We start from the raw sequence: 23319 nt of genomic DNA, 5'->3' as shown, positions 1-23319 counted from the left end.
GTATGGTAGCCGACTGACGCGGCCGTCAGGCTGTCGCTGCGATGGAGGAGCGGACATGAGCACACCCAGGACACCGACGGCGTCCGGGGGCGCCCCGCCCGCGGAGGGCGAGCGCAGCACCAAGGACCTCGCCCGGGCCGCCGTCTCCGGCTGGCTGGGCACCGCGCTGGAGTTCATGGACTACCAGCTGTACTCCCTCGCCACGGCGCTGGTCTTCGCCTTCCTGTTCTTCCCGTCGGACGAGCCGGGCGTGGCCCTCATCGCCGCCATGGGCGTCTACGGCGTCGGGTACGTGGCCCGGCTCGCCGGCGCCGTCTACTTCGGCCGGATGGGCGACCGGCTCGGGCGCAAGAGGGTCCTCGTCATCACGATCGCCCTGATGGGCGGGTCGACGACCCTCATCGGCGTCCTGCCCACGTACGAGCAGGTGGGCCTCCTGGCCCCCGCGCTGCTCGTGGCGCTGCGGCTGGTGCAGGGCTTCGGCGCGGGCGCCGAGATCGCCGGCGCCACGGTGATGCTCGTCGAGTACGCGCCGGTCCGCCGCCGCGGCCTCATCGCCTCGCTCGTCGCGCTGGGCACCAACACCGGCACCCTGCTGGCGTCGGGCATCTGGGCGATCCTGCTGCAGGTCCTCACCCAGGACCAGCTGCTCTCCTGGGGCTGGCGACTGCCGTTCCTGCTGAGCATCGTGCTGCTCCTGATGACCGTCTACATCCGCCGTCACCTCAAGGAGAGCCCGGTCTTCGAGCAGCGGGCCGACGTGCAGGACGGCGTCGCCCTCACCCGCGCCGAGATCGCGGCGCAGGAGTCCGCCGCCGACCGGGGCGTCATCGAGAGCGGTCTGGAGCAGCGCAAGGGCCGGGCGTTCTTCCTCGCCTTCGGCCTCCGCTTCGGCCAGGCCGGCAACTCGGGGATCATCCAGACGTTCCTGCTCGGCTACCTCGCGACCGAGCTCCTCCTGGAGGGCACCGTCGGCACGACGGCGATCCTCATCGGCTCGGCCATCGGGTTCCTCACGGTGCCGCTGGCCGGGATGGCGGGCGACCGCTTCGGGCGGCGGCCGGTCTACACCGTGCTGACGATCTTCACCATGGCCTACGCCTTCCCGATGGTGGCGATGCTGGACACCCGGGACCCGCTGCTCGTGAGCATCGCCATCGTCGTCGCGCTGAACCTCGGCGTCCTCGGCCTGTTCTCCATGGAGAGCGTCACGATGGCCGAGCTGTTCGGGGGCCGCTCGCGCTTCACCCAGCTGGCGCTCGCGAAGGAGATCGGTGGCGTGCTCGCCACGGCCATCGGCCCCGTGCTCGCCGCCGCGCTGACGGTGGCCACCGGCTCGGGCTGGCCGATCGCCGTGATGATCGTCGCCTACTCGGCCTGCGCGCTCGTCGCCGCGCGCCTCGCGCCGGAGACCCGCGGCCGCGACCTCGTGCAGCTGCAGGACGCGGCGTGAGGGCGGTCGTCGCCCACGGCCCGGGGGACGTGCGGGTCGAGGAGCGCGCCGAGCCGCAGGCCGGCCCGGGCGAGGTGGTGCTCGCCGTCGAGCACGGCGGGATCTGCGGGTCCGACCTGTCCTACTGGCGCCACGGCGGCTCGGGCACGGCGGTGCTCAAGCACCCGCTGGTCCTCGGCCACGAGGTCGCCGGTCGGGTCGCGGCGCTCGGCGAGGGGGTCACCGGCCTGGAGGTCGGCCTGCCCGCCACCGTGCACCCCGCCAGCGTGCTCGGGGACGAGGCGCTGCCCGAGCGCCTCGCCGGCCGGACGAACCTCCACGCGCGGACGAGCTACCTGGGGTCGGCGGCCCTCGACCCCCACACCGACGGCGGGTTCGCCGAGCGGGTCGTGGTGCGGGCGGACCAGGTCCGGCCGCTCCCGGGGGGCGTCACCACGCGCCAGGGTGCGCTCGCCGAGCCCTTCGGGGTGGCGCTGCACGCCGTGGCGCGCGCGGGCGACGTCCGCGGCAAGCGGGTCCTCGTCAACGGCGTCGGCCCCATCGGCGCGCTCGTCGTGGCGGCGCTGAAGGCCCGCGGCGCGGGCGAGGTGGTCGCCGCCGACCTGCAGCGCTCCTCGCTCGAGGTGGCGCGGGCGCTCGGCGCCGACGACGTCCGCGACCTGTCCGCCGGGGACGCGCTGCCCGCCGACGTCGAGGTGGCGCTGGAGGCGTCCGGCCACCCCGCGGCCCTCGGAGGCGTGCTCGGCGCCGTCGCGCGCGGCGGCCTGCTGGTGCAGGTCGGCAACCTGCCGGGGGAGGCGGCGCCGGCTCTGCTGGCCGCGCTCGTCACCCGGGAGATCACGTGGGTGGGCTCCTACCGCTTCGTGGACGAGATCGACGACGCCCTGGCCGCGATGGCCGCGGGCACCGACGTCAGCGCGGTGGTGACGCACGAGTTCGACGTCGCCGACGTCGAGCGCGCGCTGCAGGTGGCCGGCGACCGCAGCACCGGCAGCAGCAAGGTGCTGCTCACCTTCTGACCGGCGGCTCCCGTCGACGGGGGCCGACGGGGCCCGGGCCCGCGGCGGGGTCCGGGCCTCGTCGCGGGCGGGCCTGCGCATGCCCGAGGGCTCAGCCGAAGAGGTCGAGCTGGTCCTCGCCCGGGTCCTTGCGGGCCCTGGCGAGGCCGCGGGCGCCCAGGGGCGCCGGGGCGGGAGCGGGCTCCGGGGCCGGTTCCGCCGGAGCGGTCACGGTCGGGCCCGGGAGAGCTCCCCAGGCCGTCGCGGCCGGCGCCGCGAGGTCGGGCGGGGCCGCCCCGTCGTCGGTCGGCGGGCCGTCGGGCAGGGGCGCGTCGGCGGCCCACGCCGGCAGGCCGCCCCAGCGGTCGGCGGCCGGGGCGCCGCCGACGAGGGCCCACAGGGACGGGCCGAGGCGGACGTCCCGGGCGCCGAGCGCCGCCTGCAGTCGCACGAGGTCCAGCGGCAGGCGCAGGTCGTCGACCGGGGGCAGTGCCAGGTCGTCGCGCATCGCCATGAGCCGCTGGTTGCGGGCGACGTTCTCACGGGCCTCCGGCGTGCGCAGGCGCGCCACCGCGCCGGCCCCCACGGCCGCCAGCACCTCGTCCTCGCGGCCGCCGTCCAGGGCGGCGTAGACGTCGTCGACGCTGTCGAAGACGGCGAGCAGCCGGGCGGCCGTCTTCGGGCCGATGCCCGCCGCGCCCGGGAGGTTGTCCGAGGCGTCCCCGCGCAGCGCCGCCAGGCAGCGGTACTGCCCCGCGCGCACCCCGGTGACCAGCGGGAGGGTGCGCGGGGTGAGCACGGGTGAGCCGCCGATGCCGCCGTTGAGCACGCGCAGCACCGACGTCGAGCCGTCGACGAGCGCGAAGGAGTCGCGGTCGCTCGTCACGGCCGTGCAGCGCCAGCCGCTGCGGCGGGCGAGCGCGGCGGCCGAGCACAGGACGTCGTCGGCCTCGAAGCCCTCGGCGACGACGACGGGCAGGCCCGCCTCGGCGAGCAGCGCCGGGGCGTCGTCGAGCTGCGCGCGCAGGTCGGGGTGCTTGTCCGGCCGGTGCGCCTTGTAGGCGGGGTGCTCCGCCCGGCGCACCGACGCGTCCGTGCAGTCGAAGCCGACGACGAGCGCGTCGGGCGTCAGCCGCGCGGCGGCGCTCGCGATGAGGCTGACGACGCCGCGCAGCGCCCACACCGGGCGCCCGGCCGCGTCGCGGTGCTGGCCCGCGGCGTGGGCGTGGTGGGCGCGGTGCAGGAGGCTGTTGCCGTCGACGGCCAGCAGGAGCGGGGCGTCGGGCGCGACCTCGTCGGTCGGGGCGCCGCCCGCGGCGACGAGGTCCTCGCCCGCCTCGTCGCCCACCAGGCCGGCGGCCCGCAGCGCCGCGAGGGCCGGGTCGACCTCGGCGCGGGCGAGGGAGGGGGCGCTCACGGCACCAGGGTGCCTCGTCCGCGCCGAGATCCCGCACCGCCCCGCCGTCGACCCCGTCGCGTCGGGCCGCCCGCGCGGCTCAGCGCACGTGCTCGCGCAGGAACTGCGTCGCGCGGCCCCACGCGAGGGAGGCCGCGGCCTCGTCGTGGGCGGGGCCCGTGTCGTTGACGAAGGCGTGCTGGGCGTCGTAGACGTGCAGCTCCACGGGGACCTCGAGCCGCCCGCGCAGGTCGTCGAAGACGCCGCGCACCACGTCGAGGTCGATGCGGTCCTCCCGCGCGTAGTGGCCCTGGACGGCGGCGCGCACGCCCGACCAGTCCGTCGTCTCCGGGTCGGGTAGGCCGTAGAAGGGCGTGACCGCGCCGACGCGCTCCCCCTGCTGGCTGGCGAGGGTGAGCGCGAAGGAGCCGCCCATGCAGAAGCCCGCGACGCCGACGGTGCTGCTGGTGACCGCCTCGTGGCCGAGGAGGAGGTCGACGGCGCCGGCCAGGTCGCGCGCTGCACGCTCGACGGGCAGCTCCCGCATCAGCTGCATCGCCTCCTCGCCGTCGTGCGTGGTGCGGCCGCCGTAGAGGTCGGGGGCCAGCGCGACGAAGCCCTCGGCGGCGAAGCGGCGCACGAGGTCGGCGATGTGCTCGGTGAGCCCCCACCACTCCTGCACGACCACGAGCCCCGGCCCGCGACCGGACGGCGGCAGCTCGAGGTAGCCGTGGCCCTCCTCGCCGCCGGGGCGGGGGAAGGTGGTGTTCTGCGGGGCGGCGCCGGGGTCGCTCATGCCCCGCACGGTAGGTCGCCCGCGACGTCGTCGCCGGGCGCGGGGCGCGGCTCCCGGTGCGTGAGGGCCCTGGTGCGTGAGGGCCTGAGGGGCGCGGCGACCTGCAGAGGTCGCGCGTCGTGCCAGGCACGGGCCGCTGACCTGCGGTGACGCGGTGCCACCGGGACATCCGCAGGTCGCTCGGCGTCAGCGGCCCGCGCGGTCCTCGCGGCGCCGGTCCCGCAGCGCGGTGGCCCCCGTGACGAGGCCGACGCCGACGAGGGCGACCCCCGCCACCGACACCCGGCCCGAGGACGCGGCGACGACGAGCAGGGCCAGCAGCCCGGCGGCCAGCGCGCCCGCGGCGAGGGCGAGGCGGCCGACCGGGCCCCGCGGCCCCGGGGCCCTCCGTCTTCCGCCGCCGTCCGCTCGCGCCACGGGAGCAGCCCACCACGAGCCGGGACGGCGGGCCGCTCGGGGCCCGGCGTCCCCGACCGGCGCGCCAGCGCGCTCCCGCCTACCGTCGGCCCGTGACAGGCACCTGGGCCACGGCGGGGGAGAGCACCGCCGGCACCACCACCGAGGACCTCCTGCACACCGTCGTCGACGCCTTCGTCCAGGTCGTCGAGGCGGCGGGCGCGGTCATCATCTTCGTGGGCGCCCTCGTCGCCGTCGTGGGGTTCGCGCGCGCACTCCCGCAGCGCGACCCCGACGCCTTCGTGCCCGTGCGCCTGTCGCTCGGGCGCTTCCTGGCGCTCGGCCTGGAGTTCCAGCTGGCCTCGGACGTCCTGCGCACCGCGGTCGCCCCGAGCTACGAGGAGCTCGGCAAGCTCGCGGCCGTCGCCGCCATCCGCACGGCCCTCAACTTCTTCCTCGCCCGGGAGATCGCCGAGGAGCGACGGATCCTCGACGAGAAGGCGGAGAGGGAGGAGACCGGGGGCAGCGGGAGCGCGGGCGGCGCCGCGTCGCCCGGCCCCCGGGGCTCGAGCCCGGCGTGAGCGAGCTGGTCGCGGCGGCGGCCACAGCGGCGGCGGTCGCCGCGCTGGTGCTGTCCGCCCTCGTGCTCGCCGCCACCCGCCGGCCGTCGGCGGTGCTGCTGGACCTGCTGCTCGTCGCCGGGCTCCTGCGCCTGACCTCCGGGACGTCGTGGACGGCCCTGGGCGCCGTCGTGCTCGTCGTGCTGGTCCGCAGGCTGGCCCGGGCCGGGATCGTCGCGGCCTCCCGGAGCCGGCAGCCGCCCGCGCCAGCGCCCGCCTGAGCCGGCGCCCGCCTGAGCCGGCGCCCGCTCGAGCCGACGCCGCCGGAGGAGCCGCCCGCGACGGTGGGGCCGGGGAGCCTGGCCGCCCCCGCGGTCGGCGCCTACCCTGCCGCCACGCGGGCCGCGACGGTGCGGCCCCGGGCTCAGGAGCGCGCCATGCAGGGCTTCGCCACGCTGTCCGTCGCCACGATCCTCGCCGAGTCGGCCGTCCGGCACGCCGACCGCACCGCCGTGGTGGTGGGGGACGCGCGGATCACCTACCGCGAGCTCTGGGACCAGACGCGCGCCGTCGCCGGCGCCCTGCGCGAGCGGGGCGTCGGTCCCGGCACGCGGGTGGCGCTCCTGCTGCCCAACGTCGCCGACTTCCCGCGGGCGTACTACGCGGTGCTGGCGCTGGGCGGTGTCGTCGTGCCCGTGCACGCCCTGCTGCAGGGGCCGGAGGTCGAGTACGTCCTGCGCGACAGCGAGGCGTCCCTGCTGGTCTGCGCGGCGCCGCTGCTGGCCCAGGGGCTGCGCGGCGCCCGCGCCGCGGGGGTGGACGTGGTGACCGTGCTGGCGCCCGCCGAGCTCGCCGAGGAGCACGGGCTGGCGCGGCTGGAGGAGCTCGCCGCCGCCGCGACCCCGATCGCCGCGGTCGAGCCCCGGCAGCCCGACGACACCGCGACGATCCTCTACACGAGCGGGACGACGGGGCGCCCCAAGGGCGCCGAGGGCTGCCACCTCTCGCTCGTGTCGCAGGTGGAGACCTCGCTGCTGGACACCTTCCGCCTCGGACCCGACGACGTCGTCCTCGGGTGCCTGCCGCTCTTCCACACCTTCGGGCAGACCTGCGCGATGAACACCGCCTTCCGCGCCGGGGCCACCCTCGTGCTCGTGCCGAAGTTCGACGGCGCGACGGCGCTGTCGCTGATGGTCGAGCACGGCTGCACGGTCGTCATGGGGGTGCCGACCATGTACATGGCCTTCCTGGAGGCGGCGGCGCAGGACGAGCGACGGCCGCCGCTGCAGTACGGCGTCTCGGGCGGCGCGGCGATCCCGCTCGCCGTCATCGAGCGCTTCGAGCACGTCTTCGGCGCGCCGATCCACGAGGGCTACGGCCTCACCGAGACCTCGCCCGTCGCGACGTTCAACCCGGTGGGACGCGCGCCGCGGCCGGGCACGGTCGGGATCCCGATCTGGGGCGTCGAGGTGGAGGTGGCCCGCCACGACGTCCTCGAGCGCGTCGAGCTGCTGCCCCGGGGGGAGCTGGGCGAGGTCGTCGTGCGCGGGCACAACCTCATGAAGGGCTACCTCGGGCGCCCGGAGGACACCGCGGCCGCCGTCGTCGACGGCTGGTTCCGCACCGGTGACCTCGGGACGAAGGACGAGGACGACTACGTCACGATCGTCGACCGCACCAAGGACATGATCCTGCGCAACGGCTACAACGTGTACCCGCGCGAGGTCGAGGAGGTGCTGGCCGCCCACCCCGACGTCGCCCGCGTGGCCGTCTTCGGCGTCGCCGACGAGCGGCACGGCGAGGAGGTCGCCGCCGCGGTGGTGCTCGTCGAGGGGTCGACGACGACGGCCGAGGACCTGCGCCGGCACGCCGCCGACCAGATCGCGGCGTACAAGTACCCGCGGCGCATCGAGGTCGTCGACGAGCTGCCCCTCGGGCCGAGCGGGAAGGTCCTCAAGCGCGAGCTCGTGGCTCGCTTCGGGGCCCCGGCCGGCCCGGGCCCCACGCGCGGGGCCGACCCCGTCACCTGAGCGGCGCCGCTCGGCCGGGGCCCCGTCGTCCCCCGCCCCCCCCCACACCTCCCACCCCTCCGCACTCTGTCGGCACATCGCCGAGGACGGGGCCACTCCACGGCGATGTGCCGACAGGGTGCGGCTCCGGGGAGCTGTCCGCGGCGTGGTGCCGACAGAGTGCGGCTCTGGTCCGGCGTTCGGGCGACCGGCGCCGGTCGGGCGCGGGCGTGGTCGGGGAATGCCCGCGCGTGCGTCACACTTGTGCCTGACGGAGGAGCGAGCGCCCTGGGCGCTCGGACGGGGCCGACGCAGGTCGAGCAGCCAGGTGAGCCCGCGCAGCGGGCACGTGAACGCGACATCAGGGCAGCGATCTCCACAGGGTCCACGGCCGACAGGTCCCCTCCGCAGCAGCCACCAGTCCGGCTGCGACCTGCCGACAGGCCGACGACGGCCGACCCATCCGAGGAGACTCCTGCCTTGACCGCACCCGCTCTGGACCGCGACCCCGCCGACGTCGAGACCCCCGCCGAGGGCGTCCAGGACGTCGAGACCCCCGCCGACGAGACCACCTCGCCGGACGCCGCGACCGACGACGCCGCCCCGGGCGTGCCGGCGCAGGGCCGCCGCGACGACGCCCCCGCGCCCGCCGCGGACGAGGAGAGCGGTCCCACCTTCGCCGACCTCGGGCTGCGCCCCGAGGTGCTGCGCGCGCTGAGCGCCCTCGGCTACGAGGAGCCCACCCCGATCCAGGCGGAGTCCATCCGCCCGCTCCTGGCCGGCCACGACCTCCTCGGCCAGGCCGCCACCGGCACCGGCAAGACGGCGGCCTTCGCGCTGCCGCTGCTCGAGAAGATCCCGGCCGGCGGCGGTCGTCGTCCCGTGGGCCTGGTGCTGGTCCCGACCCGCGAGCTCGCGCTGCAGGTCTCCGAGGCGATCACCACCTACGGCAAGCAGCTGGGCGCCCGCGTCCTCGCCGTCTACGGCGGCACCCCGATCGGTCGCCAGCTGCGCGAGCTCGAGCGCGGCGTCGACATCGTCGTGGCCACGCCGGGCCGCGCCATCGACCACATCGGCCGCGGCACGCTGCCCCTGGCCGCCGTGCAGACCGTCGTGCTCGACGAGGCCGACGAGATGCTCGACATGGGCTTCGCCGAGGACATCGAGGAGATCCTGTCCGCGGCCCCGCAGGAGCGGCAGACGGTCCTCTTCTCCGCCACGATGCCGCCGCGCATCGACCGGATCGCCCGCAAGCACCTGAACCAGCCGGTGCGCATCAGCATCGCGAAGAAGCGCACCGCCGAGGGCGAGGCGCCGCAGGTGCGCCAGACGGCCTACGTCGTCGGCCGCCAGCACAAGGTCGCCGCCCTGGGCCGGATCCTCGACCTCGAGCAGCCGACCGCGGCGATCGTCTTCTGCCGCACGCGCGAGGAGGTCGACACGATCACCGAGCGCCTGGGCGCCCGCGGCTACCGCGCCGAGGCGCTGCACGGCGGCATGGGCCAGGAGCAGCGCGACAAGGTGGTCTCCCGCCTGCGCGCCGGGGCTGCTCAGCTGCTGATCGCGACCGACGTCGCCGCCCGCGGGCTCGACGTCGAGCAGCTCTCCCACGTCGTGAACTTCGACGTCCCGGCGGCTCCGGAGTCCTACGTGCACCGCATCGGCCGCGTCGGTCGCGCCGGGCGCGAGGGCGTCGCCCTCACGCTCGCCGAGCCGCGCGAGCGCCGCCAGCTCTCGGTCATCGAGCGGGTCGCCGGCGCGCCCATCGCCGTCGCGCCGCTGCCCACCGTCGCCGACCTGCGGGCCCACCGCCTGCAGGAGACCCGGGCCGCCGTCGCCGGCGCGCTCGACGGGGACCGCGCCGAGCTCGACGAGGTCCGCGGCGTCCTGGACGCGCTGCTCGCCGAGCACGGCGCCGAGGAGGTCGCCCTCGCGGCGCTGCGCCTCGCCCACCGGGCCCAGGGCGCGGTGGACGACCAGGAGATCCCGGCCGCCGACACGCGCCCCCGCGCGGGCGTCGGCCGCGACAGCGGTCCTCGCGGCCGCGACAGCCGTGACAGCCGGGGCCCGGCCTCCCGCGGCGGACGTCCGGGCGCGCGCACCGGCCCGGCCGCCGGGAACGCGAAGCTCTTCGTCGGCGTCGGCCGCAGGGCCGGCGTCCGCCCGGGCGACCTCGTGGGCGCCATCGCCAACGAGTCGCCGGTGAGCGGCCGCGACATCGGCGCCATCGAGATCACCGAGCGCTTCTCGCTCGTCGAGGTGCCCGAGAGCGCCGCCGACGACGTCGTGGCCGCCCTGCGCGGCAGCACCATCAAGGGCCGCAAGGCCATGGTCCGCCGCGACCGCGACGAGCCCGCCAGCTGATCGCCGCCCCGCACGACGAGGGCCCCGCCGACGACGTCGGCGGGGCCCTCGTGCGTCCGGGGCGCCCCCGCCCGGGGCCGGTCGCCGTCCCGGAGACCGCCGCGCCGCACGCACGACGCGCTGACGGCGGAGCACGACGTACGCTGCACCGCCTGCACCCACCGGGGGCTCGGCACGTCACACGACAGGGAGACCGCAATGGGGCTCAAGACCTTCATCGAGGGGTGGCCGGTCTACCGCCAGCTCACCGGCGACGACCCGCTGGGGCGCGGCGCCGCGACCCAGTCCAAGCGGTCGCTGGCCCTCACCCCGCGCACGGTCGAGGCCGACTCCGTCGCGAAGTCGGTCTGCCCGTACTGCGCCGTCGGCTGCGGCCAGCGGGTCTTCGTCAAGGACGGCCGCGTCACCCAGATCGAGGGCGACCCCGACAGCCCGCACTCGCGCGGCCGGCTGTGCCCCAAGGGCGCGGCCAGCGAGCAGCTCGTCAACGGCGACAGCCGGATGACGAGCATCAAGTACCGGGCCCCGTACGCCACGGAGTGGACCGAGCTCGACCGCGACACGGCCATGGACATGATCACCGACCGGGTGATCGACGCGCGCCGGCGCGGGTGGCAGGACCTCGACAGCCAGGGCAACCGGCTCAACCGCACGATGGGGATCGCCAGCCTCGGCGGTGCGGCGCTGGACAACGAGGAGAACTACCTCATCAAGAAGCTGTTCACCGCCATGGGCGCGATCCAGGTGGAGAACCAGGCGCGCATATGACACTCCGCCACGGTGCCCGGTCTGGGCGCCTCGTTCGGTCGCGGCGGAGCGACCGGTGACCTGCAGGACCTGAGCAACGCCGACGTCATCGTCATCCAGGGCTCCAACATGGCCGAGTGCCACCCCGTGGGCTTCCAGTGGGTCATGGAGGCCAAGGCGCGGGGCACGAAGGTCATCCACATCGACCCCCGCTTCACCCGCACCAGCGCGCTGGCGGACACCTACGTCCCCATCCGCACGGGCACGGACATCGTGCTGCTCGGCGCGATCATCAACCGCGTCCTGACGCAGGAGCGGGACTTCCGCGAGTACGTCCTGGCGTACACGAACGCCTCCTGGCTGATCAGCGAGGACTTCCAGGACACCGAGGACCTCGACGGGCTCTTCTCCGGCTTCGACTCCGAGACCCGCACCTACGACACCGCGTCCTGGCAGTACGCCGGCGGCCAGCAGGAGCAGGGCGACGACAAGGACTCCACGGACGAGGACAGCGAGACCGAGGCCGGGCAGTCCATGGGCTCCGGCGGCGCCCCCGTCGACCACCAGAGCATCCGGCGCGACCCGACGCTGCAGCACCCGCAGACGGTGTGGCAGGTCATGAAGCGCCACTTCGCCCGCTACACCCCCGAGATGGTGCAGGAGGTCTGCGGCATCCCGACGGACCTCTTCGACGAGGTCGCCGAGGCGTGGATCTCCAACTCCGGCCGCGACAAGACGGGAGCCCTCGTCTACTCCGTGGGCTGGACCCAGCGCGGGACGGGCGTCCAGTACATCCGGACCGGCGCCATCCTCCAGCTGCTGCTGGGGAACATGGGCCGTCCCGGCGGCGGGATCATGGCGCTGCGCGGCCACGCCAGCATCCAGGGCTCCACGGACATCCCCACGCTCTACAACCTGCTGCCCGGGTACCTGCAGATGCCGAACGCGGAGAAGCACCGCACCCTCGCGGAGTACGTCGACGACATCAAGGGCCGCAACCAGAAGGGCTACTGGGGCAACGCGGACGCCTACATGGTCAGCCTGCTGAAGGCCTACTTCGGCGACGCCGCGACGGCCGAGAACGACTACCTGTTCGAGTCCATGCCCAAGATCAACGGCGACCACGGGACCTACTCCCAGGTCATGGACATGATCGAGGGCGGGAAGATCTTCGGGTACTTCCTCCTGGGCCAGAACCCGGCGGTCGGGTCGGCCAACGGCCGGGCCCAGCGCCTGGGGATGGCGAACCTGGACTGGCTCGTGGTCCGCGACCTCGTGATGATCGAGAGCGCCACGTTCTGGAAGGACGCCCCCGAGGTCGAGACGGGCGAGATCGTCACGGAGGAGTGCCGCACCGAGGTCTTCTTCATGCCCGCCGCCGCGCACGTGGAGAAGGAGGGCACCTTCACCCAGACCCAGCGCCTGCTGCAGTGGCGCGAGAAGGCCGTCGACCCCCGCGGCGACTGCACGAGCGACCTGTGGTTCTTCTACCACCTGGGCCGGCGCATGCGGGAGAAGCTCGCGGGCTCGACCGACCCCCGCGACCGGCTGCTGCTCGACGTGACCTGGGAGTACCCCGTCCACGGGGAGGACCAGGAGCCGAGCGCCGAGGCGGTGCTCCAGGAGATCAACGGTCGCGACGTCGCCAGCGGCGAGCTGCTGCCGGGGTACACCGCGCTCGAGGCCGACGGGTCGACCTCCAGCGGCTGCTGGATCTACTCCGGGGTGTACGCCGACGGCGTCAACCAGGCGGCGCGGCGCAAGCCCGGGCGCGAGCAGTCCCTGCACGCGCCCGAGTGGGGCTGGGCCTGGCCGATGAACCGGCGCATGCTCTACAACCGCGCCTCGGCCGACCCCGACGGCAAGCCGTGGAGCGAGCGCAAGGCGCTGGTGTGGTGGGACGAGGAGGCCGGGCGGTGGACCGGTGACGACGTCCCCGACTTCGAGCTGACGAAGGCCCCGTCGTACCGCCCCCGGAAGGGCGCGACCGGCGTCGAGGCGATCGCCGGCGACGACCCGTTCATCATGCAGAGCGACGGCAAGGGCTGGCTCTACGCGCCCAAGGGGGTCGTGGACGGCCCCCTGCCGACGCACTACGAGCCGGCGGAGTCCCCGTTCCGCAACAGCCTGTACACCCAGCAGGCGAACCCGGCGCGGGCGATCTACACCAACCACCTCAACCAGGTGCACCCCTCGCCGCCCGAGCGCGGGAGCAGCGTCTTCCCGTTCGTGTGGATGACCTCCCGGCTCACCGAGCACCACACGGCGGGCGGCATGAGCCGCTTCCTGCCGTACCTGTCCGAGCTGCAGCCCGCGCTGTTCATGGAGGTGTCCCCGGAGCTGGCCGCCGGGCGCGGCCTGGAGCACCTGGGCTGGGCGCACGTCATCACCGCGCGCGCCGTCGTCGAGGCGCGGGTGCTGGTGACCGACCGGCTCGCGCCGCTGCGGATCCAGAACGACGTCGTCCACCAGGTCTGGCTGCCCTACCACTGGGGCCAGGGCGGGCTGACGACCGGCGACGTGGTCAACGACCTCGCGCACCTGACCCTGGACCCCAACGTGCACATCCAGGAGTTCAAGGCCGGGACGTGCGACGTGCAGCCGGGACGGCGGCCGCGAGGCGCCGCGTCGCTGGAGCTCATCGACTCCTACCGCGTCCGCGGCGGGGTGACGATGGCCTCCGGAGCCGTCGCGGTGACGGCCGAGCTCCTCGACCCGCAGGGCAAGGACCGCGCCGAGCAGGCGTCGGCCGGCACGACGCCGTCCGGCACCGGGCACCGCGCCGACCAGATGGAGCAGGTGCTGTCCGTGCGGCACGACGTGCGGTCCCGACCGGGGCAGGCCCAGCAGAACGGCGTCGAGGCCGCCGTCCTGGACGCGCACCCCGACACCACCCTGGAGGAGAGCTGATGGCTCGCGACGTGATCACCGGCGACCGGGAGGTCGGCGGCCTGACGATCCACGCCAACAGCTTCTCCGGCCGGCTCCTGGACCCGGCGCGCGACGCCGGGTACGCGGACCCGCCCCCGCGCAAGGGCTTCTTCACCGACACCTCGGTCTGCATCGGCTGCAAGGCCTGCGAGGTGGCGTGCAAGGAGTGGAACATGGTGCCGGAGGACGGCCTGGACCTCCTGGGCATGTCCTACGACAACACCGGCGGCCTCGGGGCGGACTCCTGGCGGGCGGTCGCGTTCATCGAGCAGGCCCGTCCCGTGGGGAACCAGGGCTCGCCCTTCGCCGGCGCCGCCACCGGGGCGTCGTCGGACGCGATGCAGCAGGACGTCGTCGCCGCGGCGACCGACGTGTTCGAGGCGGCGGCCCGGCTGGGCACCGAGGTGCCCGGGGGCCAGCCCCTGGCCGACGTGGCCGCGGCCCAGACCACCCGGGGGGGCGGCTGCGGCTCCGGCGGTGGCGGCGGCGGGTGCGGTTCCGGCGCGAAGGCCGGCCCGAAGCCCAGCGGCGGGTGCGGCTCGTCCGCCCCGGCCGCCACGGCCGTCCAGGAGGGGGCGTTCCTGGGCATGCCCGGGATGCTGGCGCCCGCCGCGGTGCCGGACGGCGAGGGCCGCCAGGACCTGCGCTGGCTGATGATGTCCAACGTCTGCAAGCACTGCACGCACGCCGCCTGCCTGGACGTCTGCCCCACCGGCTCCCTGTTCCGCACGGAGTTCGGGACGGTGGTCGTGCAGGAGGACATCTGCAACGGGTGCGGCTACTGCGTCTCGGCGTGCCCCTACGGCGTCATCGACAAGCGCGAGTCGGACGGCCGGGCCTGGAAGTGCACCCTGTGCTACGACCGGCTGGGGGAGGGGCAGACGCCCGCCTGCGCCCAGGCCTGCCCGACGGAGTCCATCCAGTTCGGCGACCTCGACGAGCTGCGCGAGCGCGCCGAGCGCCGCCGCCAGCAGCTGCACGACGTGGGCGTCACCGAGGCCCGCCTGTACGGCGAGGACCCCGACGACGGGGTCGGCGGCGACGGCGCGTTCTTCCTGCTGCTCGACGAGCCCGAGGTCTACGGCCTGCCGCCGGACCCGGTCGTCACCACGCGCGAGCTGCCCTCCATGTACCGGCACATGCTCGCCGCGGCCGGCTTCATGGTCGTAGGCGTCGCGGCGGCCGCGGCGGCTGCGGCGGGCCGGCGATGAGCCCGGGGAACGACGCCCCGGCGCAGGCGACCCCGCGCCAGCCGGGCCAGCCCGACCAGCCGGGGCAGCACGTCCCCGGCACCGACCCCGTCGGCGGCCAGGCCGCGCGCATGTGGGACGCGGGGATGGGCCGGCGCGAGAAGGGCGGCGGCAAGGGGAAGGGGAGGGGCCGCAAGGGCGACGCGAACGCGGTGGTGCCCGAGGCCGAGTTCTCCTCCTACTACGGCCGCGCCGTCCTCAAGCCGCCGGTGTGGACGCACGAGATCGCCTACTACCTGTTCTGCGGCGGGGTGGCGGCGGGGACGTCGATGCTGGCGGTCGTCGCCGACGCCCGCGGCGACGTCGAGGCCCGCCGGGGCCTGCGGGTGACCTCGCTGGCGGCGGTCGGGGCCAGCGCCTACTTCCTCATCGCCGACCTGGGCCGCCCCGAGCGCTTCTACAACATGCTCCGCGTCGCCAAGATCACCTCCCCGATGTCGGTCGGGACGTGGATCCTCACGGCCTTCGGCCCGCTGAGCGGGGCGGCGGCCGTGCTCGAGGCCGCCGCGCTGCTGCCGGAGCGCGGCCTGCCGGGGCTCGCCCGCCGGGTGGCGCCGCCGCTGGCCTCCGCCGCGGGGGCCGGGGCCGCCGTGACCGGTCCGCTCCTGGCCACGTACACGGCGGTGCTGCTCGCCGACACCGCCGTCCCCTCCTGGCACGAGCCGTTCCGGGAGCTGCCCTTCGTCTTCGGCGGCAGCGCCCTGGCCGCCGGGGCCGGGGCGGGCCTCGTGCTGTCGCCGGTGGCGCAGTCGGGGCCGGCCGCGCGCGTGGCGGTCATCGGCGCCGCGGCCGAGCTCGTCGCCGCCCACCGGATGGAGAGCGCGCACGGGGTCGTCAGCGAGCCCTTCCACGAGGGCCGTCCGGGGAAGATGCTGCGGGCCGCGCGGGCGCTGACCGTCGCGGGCGCGGTCGGGGCGGTCGTCGGCCGGCGCTCGCGCCTGGTGTCGGCGCTGGCCGGGGCCGGCCTGCTCACCGGGTCGTTCCTGACGCGGATGGCCGTCTTCGAGGCCGGTGTCGCGTCCACGCTGGACCCCAAGTACGTCGTGCGCCCGCAGCGGGAGCGCATCGCCGCCCGCGAGACCGCCGGGGAGTGAGGACCGGGCGTGGCGTTCAAGACACCTGACCAGATCGCCGTCCTCGCCGCCGAGACCGGGGCGAAGAAGGCGCGGATGAGCGTCCCCAAGATGCTCGTCAGCGGGTTCCTGGCGGGGGCGTACATCGCCTTCGCCGGGCTGCTGGCCGTCGACGTCAGCGCCGGGATGGACCGGGAGATCTGGGGCGGCATGGCCACCCTCATGACCGGTGTCGTGTTCACCCTCGGGCTGGTGCTCGTGCTGGTCGCCGGCGCCGACCTGCTGACGGGCAACATGGCGCTGCTGCCGCTGGCGGTGCTGACCCGGCGCGCCACCCTGCTGCGCCTGGGGCGCAACTGGTCCGTCGTGCTGGTCGGCAACCTCCTCGGCGCCCTGTTCGTGGCCTACTTCCTGGCCGTGCAGAGCGGCGTCATCGGCGGACCGGACGCGGTCGAGGGCGGCGCGGCCGCCGCGTCGTTCGAGCGGCTGTCCGCCATCGCCACCGGGAAGGCGGTGGAGGAGAGCGACGCCGCCGTGTTCCTGCGCGCGATCGGCTGCAACTGGCTGGTCTGCCTGGCGGTGTGGATGTCCCTGTCCGCCGAGGACATCGGCGGCAAGGTCCTGGCCATCTTCTTCCCCATCACGGCGTTCGTGGCCCTCGGCTTCGACCACGTCGTGGCCAACATGTTCTTCCTGCCGGCGGCGCGGTGGGCGGGGACCCCGGGCATCGGGTGGGGGGACATCCTCGGCAACTGGGTGTTCGCGGCGATGGGCAACGCCGTCGGCGGCGTCCTCTTCGTCGCGCTGGCGTACTGGTTCCTGCACCTGCGGGGCGCGCCGGCGCCGACGACGCCCGACGGCGGGGCCGACGCCCCCGCCGCCGCGCCCGGCACCGGCGACCACTGACGGCGGCGCCCCCGCCCGGCGGGGCGCCCCGGGGGCGCGGTGCACCCGTCGGACCGGCCGACCCTCAGGGGCGGGTGCGGGCGCTGGCCGAGGAGGGGCCGGGGCGGTCGTCGAGGAGACCCCGGCGCTGCGCCCACACCTCGAAGACGACGGTGCCGCCGGGCGGGAGGGCCGCGAGCAGGGCGAGCAGCCCGACGCCGGACGACCAGCGCTGCACCGCCCACGTGAGCAGCGCCACCGCGCCGTAGAGCAGGAACGCGCCGCCGTGGAGGCTGCCGAAGACCTCGATGCCGTGGCGGCTGCCGTCCAGGAGGTAGTGCCACCCCATCGAGGCCAGCAGCCCCGCCCACGTCAGCGCCTCGACGACCGCGAGGACGCGGAAGGCGGTGCGGATGCGGGCTCGCGAGCGGGGGGACGACGGCGGCGCGGGGATCGCGGGCATGCCCCAGGGTCCCAGGAGCCACCTGGGCGCCGGCTGGGAGCCCCGTGCGGCGGTCGCCCCGTCCGGGTGGTGCGCGCCGCGGGGTGCCGCGACCCTGGGCGGGTGATCACCGGCCCCTCCTCCGCCCGCTCGGACGAGTCGCCCGAGGGCGCGCCCGACCACCCGCGTCCCGCCGAGGCCGCGCCCGAGGCGACCGGTCCCGAGCAGGGCGGGACCGCGCCCCGCCGGTCGGGGCTGCCCGGCCTCCCGGGCCTGCCCCTGGCCGGGGGGCGCCGAGGGGGTCCCGACGTCGTGGCGCACCCGCCCACCGGGTCGGTGCGGGGCGTGCGGCGCAGCACGCCGCACGGCGAGGCGGACTCCTGGCGCGGCGTCCCCTACGCCCGGCCCCCGGTCGGTGAGCACCGCTTCGCGGCGGCCGTGCCGCACGAGCCGTGGACGGGCGTGCGCGAGGCCACCGGGCCCGGTCCCGCGTGCGCGCAGGTCGTGCCCGTCCTGCCGGGGCCGCTGGGCCTCGTCCTCGGCACGAGCGGGCGCCGCACCGAGGACTGCCTGACCGTCGACGTGCACGCGCCGGCCGGCGCGGCCGAGGACGGGCGCCGGCGTCCCGTGCTCGTGTGGGTGCACGGCGGGGCCTTCGGCAGCGGCAGCTCGGGGGAGTACGACGGCTCGGTGCTGGCCGCCCGCGGGGACGTGGTCGTCGTCTGCGTGAACTACCGCCTGGGCGCCTTCGGCTTCGTCGACCTGGCGGACGTCGTCGCCCGCACCCGGCCCGGGGGCGGCGGCGTCGACCCCGAGCGGGTGCCGAGCAACCTCGGCCTGCGCGACCAGGTGCTCGCCCTGGAGTGGGTGCGCGACCAGGTCGAGGCCTTCGGCGGCGACCCGGCGCGCGTCACGCTCGCCGGGGAGTCGGCCGGCTCGGCGTCGGTGGCGCTGCTCATGACCAGCTCGGCCGCCCGGGGGCTGTTCTCCGGCGCCATCTGCCAGAGCGGGGCGCTGTCCATCGCCACCGACCGCGAGGACGCCACGCGGCTGGGCCGCGAGCTCTGCGCGCAGCTCGGCGTGAGCCGCGAGGAGCCCGAGGGGCTGTGGCGCGCGTCCACCCGGGACCTGCTGCAGGCCGTCAGCGCCGTGTCCGCCACGCGGCCGCAGGGCCTGGTGACCCGGCCGTGGTTCGACGACGACCTGCTCCCGGGCTCGCTGTCGGCCGCGCACGCGACGAGCACGCCGCCGATCCCCCTGCTGGCGGGGAGCAACCGCGACGAGCACACGCTCTTCCGGACGTTCGCGCGCGACGTCCTGCCCGAGACCCGGGCGCGGCTGGCGCAGGCGCTGGACGACGCGGCGGAGCCCGACGAGGTCGACCGGATCCTGGCCGCCTACCCCCGCGACGAGCGCGGCCTCACCGACCTGGGGTCCCACCTCGTCTTCACCATGCCGAGCATCCACCACAGCGAGGCGCACTCCCGCAGGAGCCCGACCTGGCGCTACCGGGTCGACTGGGGCCCCAGCGCCTTCGGGCTCGGCGCCACGCACGGCGTCGAGCTGTACCTGCTGTGGCCGTACGCGCCCATGCGACGGGTGCTGCAGCGCCTCGACCGCGACGGGCGCGTGGCCGACCTCACCGACCGCGTGCAGCGCCACTGGCTGCACTTCGTCACCCACGGCCGGCCCGACCCGGCCGTGGGGCCCTGGCCCCGCTACGACGCCGACCGGCGCGCCACGCTCGTCCTCGACGTCGAGGACCGCGTGGTGGACGACCCCGAGGGGGCCCAGCGCGAGGCCTGGGGCGGCCGGGACGTGCTCGTGCACTGACCGGCTCGGGCTCCTGCCCGCCGCGCCGGGCGTCCCGCAGGCCGGGCGAGCGAGACGGCCGCCCGCTCCGACCTCTACCCTCGGGAGTCCCCGTGCCGTGGCGCGGGTGGTGAGCCGGGAAGTCTGGTCGGCACCGTCCTCGTCGACCCCAGGAGAGCCCATGACCCCGTCCCACCCCGGAGCCGGCCCGGAGGGCCGCTACGACCAGCACGTGGACCCGCGGTCCGCGGACCAGCAGCGCGCGGACCACACGCCGCAGAGCCCCACCGACCTGGGCACCCACCCCCTGCCGTCGGGGCGCAAGGGCCTCGGGGACCTGCTCTCCGGCGAGCGCCTCGGCGGCGTGCTCCTGCTGCTCGGGGCCGCGGTAGCGCTCGTCTGGGCGAACTCGCCGTGGCGCGAGGCCTACGCCGACCTGGCCGGGACGGTCGTCGGCCCGTCGGCGGTCCACCTCGACCTGTCCCTGGCGACGTGGGCCGCGGACGGCCTGCTCGCCATCTTCTTCTTCGTCGTCGGCCTCGAGCTCAAGCGCGAGATCGTCGCCGGGAGCCTGCGCGACCCGCGGACGGCGGCGGTCCCGGCCATCGCGGCCGTCGGCGGCATGGCGCTGCCGGCGCTCGTCTACGTCGTCGTCCTGCTCCTCTTCGGCGCGGAGGGCCTGCAGGGCTGGGCCGTCCCCACGGCCACCGACATCGCCTTCGCCGTCGCCGTCCTCGCGGTCGTCGGCAAGGGACTGCCCGTGGGGCTGCGCACCTTCCTGCTGACGCTCGCGGTCGTCGACGACCTGCTCGCCATCACGATCATCGCGGTCTTCTACACGGCCGACCTGGCGGTGCTCTGGCTCCTCGCCGCGCTGCCCGCGGTCGTCGTCTTCGCCCTGCTCTCCCGCGTCCGTCCCGGCGGCACGGGGCTCCGCGTCCTGCTCCTCGCGGGGATGCTGGTCGCCGCGGCGGTCGCCTGGACGATGGTGCACGAGTCGGGCGTCCACGCCACCGTCGCCGGCGTCGTGCTCGGCTTCACCGTGCCCGCCCTCGCCCGCCGCGGCGAGGACGTCTCGGTCGCCGAGCGGTTCGAGCACGCGGTGCGCCCCTTCTCCGCGGCCTTCGCCCTGCCCGTCTTCGCCTTCTTCGCCGCCGGCGTCTCCGTGGTCGACGCGGGCGGCCTGGGCTCGGTGCTCGCCCAGCCGGTCGCCGTCGCGGTCGTCCTCGGCCTCGTGCTCGGCAAGGTCCTCGGCATCCTGGGCCTGACCGCGATCATCATGAGGGCGACGCCGCTCTCGCTCCCGGAGGGCCTGAAGACCCTGGACCTGCTGGGCGTCGCCTTCCTCGCCGGCATCGGCTTCACCGTCTCCCTGCTCATCACGGAGCTGGCCTTCGAGGTCGGCGACACCCAGGACGGCGCCAAGGTCGCGGTGCTCGTGGGCTCGCTCGTCTCGGCGCTCGCCGCCTCGGTCGTCCTGACGCTGCAGAAGCGCCGCCTGGGCGACTCGACCCCGAGCGGCCCGCGGGCGGACTCGTGACGACGTGGCGCTGAGCGCCCCCTACGCGGCGGCCGGGCCGCTGCTGCCCCTGTACGAGGCCGTGGACTGGGCGTCGACCTCGCTCGGCGCTCCGGAGACGTGGGACGCCACGCTCCGGGGGGCCCTCGGGCTGGCCCTCACCACGCGCTTCCCGGTCACGCTCCTGTGGGGGGGCCGACCACGTGCTCCTCTACAACGAGGCCTACGCCGGGCTCGTCGAGGACAAGCACCCGGCGGCGCTGGGCCGGCCGTGCGAGGAGGTCTTCCCGGAGGCGTGGCCGGTGATCGGACCCATGCTGGCCGACGTCATGGCGGGTGGCGGGCCCACCTGGACCGAGGACGTGCTGATGCCCCTCGTGCGCCGCGGAGGGCGCTCGCAGGAGTGCTACTTCACCTACTCCTACTCGCCCGTGACGACCCCGGACGGCGACGTGGCCGGGGTCCTGGACATCACCGCGGAGACGACGCGCCAGGTCGTCGACCGCCGCCGGCTGGCCCTGCTGGCGCGCCTGACCGACCGCCTCACCGACCTCGAGGACCCCGAGGGGCTGGCCGCCGCCGCGCTGCCCGTGCTCCGCAGCGCCCGGCACGACCTGCTCGACCCCGCGCTGCTCCCCCCGGACGACCCGCTGGCCCCCGACGACCGCGACGTCGTCGTCGAGGAGCTGGGGGAGGGCCCGCACCTGCGGCGGCGCGTCCTCCTGAGGCTGCCCGGGGTCCGCCCGAGCGGCCGGCGGCCGGTGCTCGTCGCGGAGGTCGTGCCCGAGGTCGTCGCCGACCAGGTCCTGCTGGAGTGGCTCGTGCTCGTGGCCGGCGTGCTGGGCACGGCGCTCGAGCGGGCGCACGCCCGGGCGGACGAGCGCGCCTCCGGCCAGCTGGCGCGCTCGATGTCGGAGGCGCTCCAGCGCGACCTGCTCACCCCGCTGCCGCAGCCCGACCACGTCGAGCTGGCCGCGCGCTACCAGCCGGCCGCCTCCGAGATGGCCGTGGGCGGCGACTGGTACGACGCCTTCACCACCGCGGACGGCGGCACCTCCTTCGTCGTCGGCGACGTCAGCGGCCACGACGCCGGCGCCGCGATCGCCATGGCGCAGGTGCGCAACGTCCTGCGCGGCATCGGGCACGCCCTGGGCGAGCCGCCCGCAGCGGTCCTCTCCGAGCTCGACCGGGCGATGCGCGACCTCGCCGTGGGGTCGCTGGCCACGGCCGTGCTCGCCCGGCTCGAGGAGGACGAGGACGGCGGCTACCTGGTGCGCTGGTCGAGCGCCGGCCACCTGCCGCCGCTCCTGGTGCACCCCGACGGCCGCACCGAGCTCCTCCAGCGGCGCAGCGACCTCCTGCTGGGGCTGTCCACGGGCGGTGCGCGCCACGACCACACCGTGCCGCTGCCGTCCGGGAGCGTCTTCCTCCTGGTCACCGACGGGCTGGTCGAGCGGCGCCGGTCGCACCTCAGCGAGGGCCTCGCGTGGCTGCGCGAGAGCGTCGAGCGGCGCGCTCGCGAGGGCGCGACGCTCGCGGAGCTGCTGGACGGCCTCCTGGCGGACGTCGGCACGGACGTCGAGGACGACGTCGCCCTGCTCGCCGTGCGGGTGCACCCGCACGACCGGCCGCGGCCGGCCGAGGCGGGGCCGGTCGTCACGCCCGACGACCTCGCGCGGGCCGTGGGCGGCGACGGCCGCGGCTGAGCCGGGGCCCGCTCAGCCGTAGTGGCGGGCGCTCGAGCGGCGCTGGCTGTCCTCCAGCGCCGTGAACCGGGCCTCGGCGCACGGGGGCAGGGTGCGGCGCTCGCGCACGACCCACGGGAGGCCGGCCAGCGCCAGGCCCACGCCGGCGGCGCTCGTGCGGTCGCGCGGGATCGTGGCCAGCAGGTGGGCGGTGCGCCGGGCCGCGGCCGGGAGCGGCCGGCGCAGCCACGTGAACCACAGGGTGTTGCGGACGCCGTCGCGGCGCCGGCGCAGCCGCTCGCGCGCGGGCGAGGGCTGGTGGTGGACCACCAGCTCGGGCAGGTAGCAGAGCTCCCAGCCCGCTGCGGCCAGGTCGGAGGCCATGAGCTCCTCCTCGCCGCCCAGCCACAGGCGCCTCGAGAAGCCGCCCACCTCGCGGAAGGCGCTGCGGCGGACCACGGAGGCGCCGGCGAGGAAGGACCCCAGCGCCGGGCCCGGCAGCCAGGCCGGCCCCTCGACGGGGGAGTCGCGCAGCTCGACGTTGATGGCGTCCTGCCGGCCGCCCGGCTCGACGAGGATCTGCGCCGTCACGCAGGCGAGCGCCGGGTGCGCCTCGAGCACGTCCGCCGCACGGGCCAGGGACCCGGGCTCCCACCACGTGTCGTCGTCGCAGAACGCGATCAGCTCGGGCGGCGGGTCCAGGGCCCGCTCGAGCGCGGCGACGCCGACGTCGCGGCCCAGGGCGCCGAGGTTCTCCGGGCTCGCCACGAGCAGCGCCCACGGGTGCTGCTCGGCGACCGCCTGCGCGCTCCCGTCGTCCGAGCCGTTGTCCACGACGGCGACGGCGGGGCGCTCGGGGAGGTCGCGCAGCCGCTCCAGCGCCGCCAGCACCTCGGCTCGGCGCCGGTGGGTGATGACGACGACGGCGAGCCGCGGGTCGGCCGACGGCCGGGGGCGCTGGGCGGTCGGCAGGGGCACGAGCCGCGACCCTAGGCGACCCGGG

At 76.1% G+C, this 23319-nt stretch carries 17 protein-coding genes and 1 pseudogene; 13 read left to right on the top strand and 5 right to left on the bottom strand.

The window, feature by feature from the left end; genetic code table 11:
- The first annotated feature begins 55 nt into the window (after window positions 1–55).
- Together Q0848_RS11375 and Q0848_RS11370 are read left to right on the top strand one after the other, a co-directional pair.
- On the top strand, window positions 56–1453 hold the full coding sequence (locus Q0848_RS11375; protein WP_299037619.1) for an MFS transporter: 1398 nt from the start codon (window positions 56–58) through the stop codon (window positions 1451–1453).
- Window positions 1450–2472, top strand: coding sequence for an L-idonate 5-dehydrogenase (locus tag Q0848_RS11370; protein ID WP_299037617.1), 1023 nt, complete (start codon window positions 1450–1452; stop codon window positions 2470–2472). Before Q0848_RS11375 ends, Q0848_RS11370 begins: the two co-directional genes overlap by 4 nt.
- Before the next feature lie 91 nt (window positions 2473–2563).
- Here Q0848_RS11370 and Q0848_RS11365 read toward each other — a convergent pair whose 3' ends face one another.
- From Q0848_RS11365 to Q0848_RS11355, 3 genes are all read right to left on the bottom strand, one after another.
- Complete coding sequence (locus Q0848_RS11365) at window positions 2564–3868, bottom strand: 5'-3' exonuclease H3TH domain-containing protein (protein WP_299037615.1); 1305 nt, start codon at window positions 3866–3868, stop codon at window positions 2564–2566.
- Window positions 3869–3947: 79 nt separating this feature from the next.
- Entirely contained in the window at window positions 3948–4643 is a 696-nt protein-coding gene (locus Q0848_RS11360; protein WP_299037613.1) for a dienelactone hydrolase family protein, read from the bottom strand.
- Between the two features lie 186 nt (window positions 4644–4829).
- The gene (locus Q0848_RS11355) at window positions 4830–5060 is read right to left on the bottom strand and encodes a hypothetical protein (protein ID WP_299037611.1); all 231 of its coding nucleotides are present in this window, start codon (window positions 5058–5060) and stop codon (window positions 4830–4832) included.
- Between the two features lie 152 nt (window positions 5061–5212).
- Between Q0848_RS11355 and Q0848_RS11350 the strand changes: the two genes are divergently transcribed.
- The 8 genes and pseudogenes from Q0848_RS11350 (at window position 5213) to Q0848_RS11315 (ending at window position 16879) form a co-directional block, all read left to right on the top strand.
- Window positions 5213–5620 carry a DUF1622 domain-containing protein gene (locus Q0848_RS11350; protein ID WP_366146566.1) on the top strand — a complete coding sequence of 136 codons (408 nt, stop codon included), beginning with the start codon at window positions 5213–5215 and terminating at the stop codon, window positions 5618–5620.
- Complete coding sequence (locus Q0848_RS11345) at window positions 5617–5880, top strand: hypothetical protein (RefSeq protein WP_299037607.1); 264 nt, start codon at window positions 5617–5619, stop codon at window positions 5878–5880. The genes Q0848_RS11350 and Q0848_RS11345 overlap by 4 nt, the downstream gene beginning before the upstream one ends.
- A gap of 156 nt (window positions 5881–6036) precedes the next feature.
- Window positions 6037–7629: a long-chain fatty acid--CoA ligase gene (locus Q0848_RS11340; protein WP_299037604.1), complete on the top strand. Its 1593-nt coding sequence runs from the start codon at window positions 6037–6039 to the stop codon at window positions 7627–7629.
- 588 nt (window positions 7630–8217) lie between these two features.
- The gene (locus Q0848_RS11335) at window positions 8218–9972 is read left to right on the top strand and encodes a DEAD/DEAH box helicase (RefSeq protein ID WP_366146565.1); all 1755 of its coding nucleotides are present in this window, start codon (window positions 8218–8220) and stop codon (window positions 9970–9972) included.
- Between the two features lie 198 nt (window positions 9973–10170).
- Window positions 10171–13404, top strand: a pseudogene (fdh, locus tag Q0848_RS11330) (formate dehydrogenase); the annotation flags it as partial.
- A gap of 224 nt (window positions 13405–13628) precedes the next feature.
- Window positions 13629–14861 (top strand): 4Fe-4S dicluster domain-containing protein, encoded by a 1233-nt coding sequence (locus Q0848_RS11325; RefSeq protein ID WP_299037600.1) that lies wholly within the window; start codon window positions 13629–13631, stop codon window positions 14859–14861.
- Window positions 14858–15994 carry an NrfD/PsrC family molybdoenzyme membrane anchor subunit gene (gene nrfD, locus Q0848_RS11320; protein ID WP_299037598.1) on the top strand — a complete coding sequence of 379 codons (1137 nt, stop codon included), beginning with the start codon at window positions 14858–14860 and terminating at the stop codon, window positions 15992–15994. The genes Q0848_RS11325 and nrfD overlap by 4 nt, the downstream gene beginning before the upstream one ends.
- 9 nt (window positions 15995–16003) lie before the next feature.
- Complete coding sequence (locus Q0848_RS11315) at window positions 16004–16879, top strand: formate/nitrite transporter family protein (RefSeq protein ID WP_299037595.1); 876 nt, start codon at window positions 16004–16006, stop codon at window positions 16877–16879.
- Between the two features lie 64 nt (window positions 16880–16943).
- On the opposite strand, the gene Q0848_RS11310 is transcribed toward Q0848_RS11315, so the two are convergent.
- Entirely contained in the window at window positions 16944–17321 is a 378-nt protein-coding gene (locus Q0848_RS11310) for a DUF3817 domain-containing protein (protein ID WP_299037594.1), read from the bottom strand.
- Window positions 17322–17423: 102 nt separating this feature from the next.
- On the opposite strand from Q0848_RS11310, the gene Q0848_RS11305 reads away from it, so the two are divergent.
- From Q0848_RS11305 to Q0848_RS11295, 3 genes are all read left to right on the top strand, one after another.
- Window positions 17424–19133: a carboxylesterase/lipase family protein gene (locus tag Q0848_RS11305; protein ID WP_299037592.1), complete on the top strand. Its 1710-nt coding sequence runs from the start codon at window positions 17424–17426 to the stop codon at window positions 19131–19133.
- A 160-nt stretch (window positions 19134–19293) separates the two neighbouring features.
- On the top strand, window positions 19294–20652 hold the full coding sequence (nhaA, locus tag Q0848_RS11300) for a Na+/H+ antiporter NhaA (protein WP_299037590.1): 1359 nt from the start codon (window positions 19294–19296) through the stop codon (window positions 20650–20652).
- Between the two features lie 182 nt (window positions 20653–20834).
- On the top strand, window positions 20835–22337 hold the full coding sequence (locus Q0848_RS11295) for a PP2C family protein-serine/threonine phosphatase (protein WP_299037588.1): 1503 nt from the start codon (window positions 20835–20837) through the stop codon (window positions 22335–22337).
- Window positions 22338–22349: 12 nt separating this feature from the next.
- Here Q0848_RS11295 and Q0848_RS11290 read toward each other — a convergent pair whose 3' ends face one another.
- The gene (locus tag Q0848_RS11290; RefSeq protein WP_299037586.1) at window positions 22350–23294 is read right to left on the bottom strand and encodes a glycosyltransferase family 2 protein; all 945 of its coding nucleotides are present in this window, start codon (window positions 23292–23294) and stop codon (window positions 22350–22352) included.
- Window positions 23295–23319: the final 25 nt, after the last annotated feature.

Origin of the sequence: uncultured Pseudokineococcus sp. (assembly GCF_947495735.1) — a bacterium.
Taxonomy (GTDB): Bacteria; Actinomycetota; Actinomycetes; order Actinomycetales; family Quadrisphaeraceae; genus Pseudokineococcus.
The sequence above is the reverse complement of the archived record's forward strand: the minus strand, read 5'-3'. Positions and strand labels throughout refer to the sequence as shown.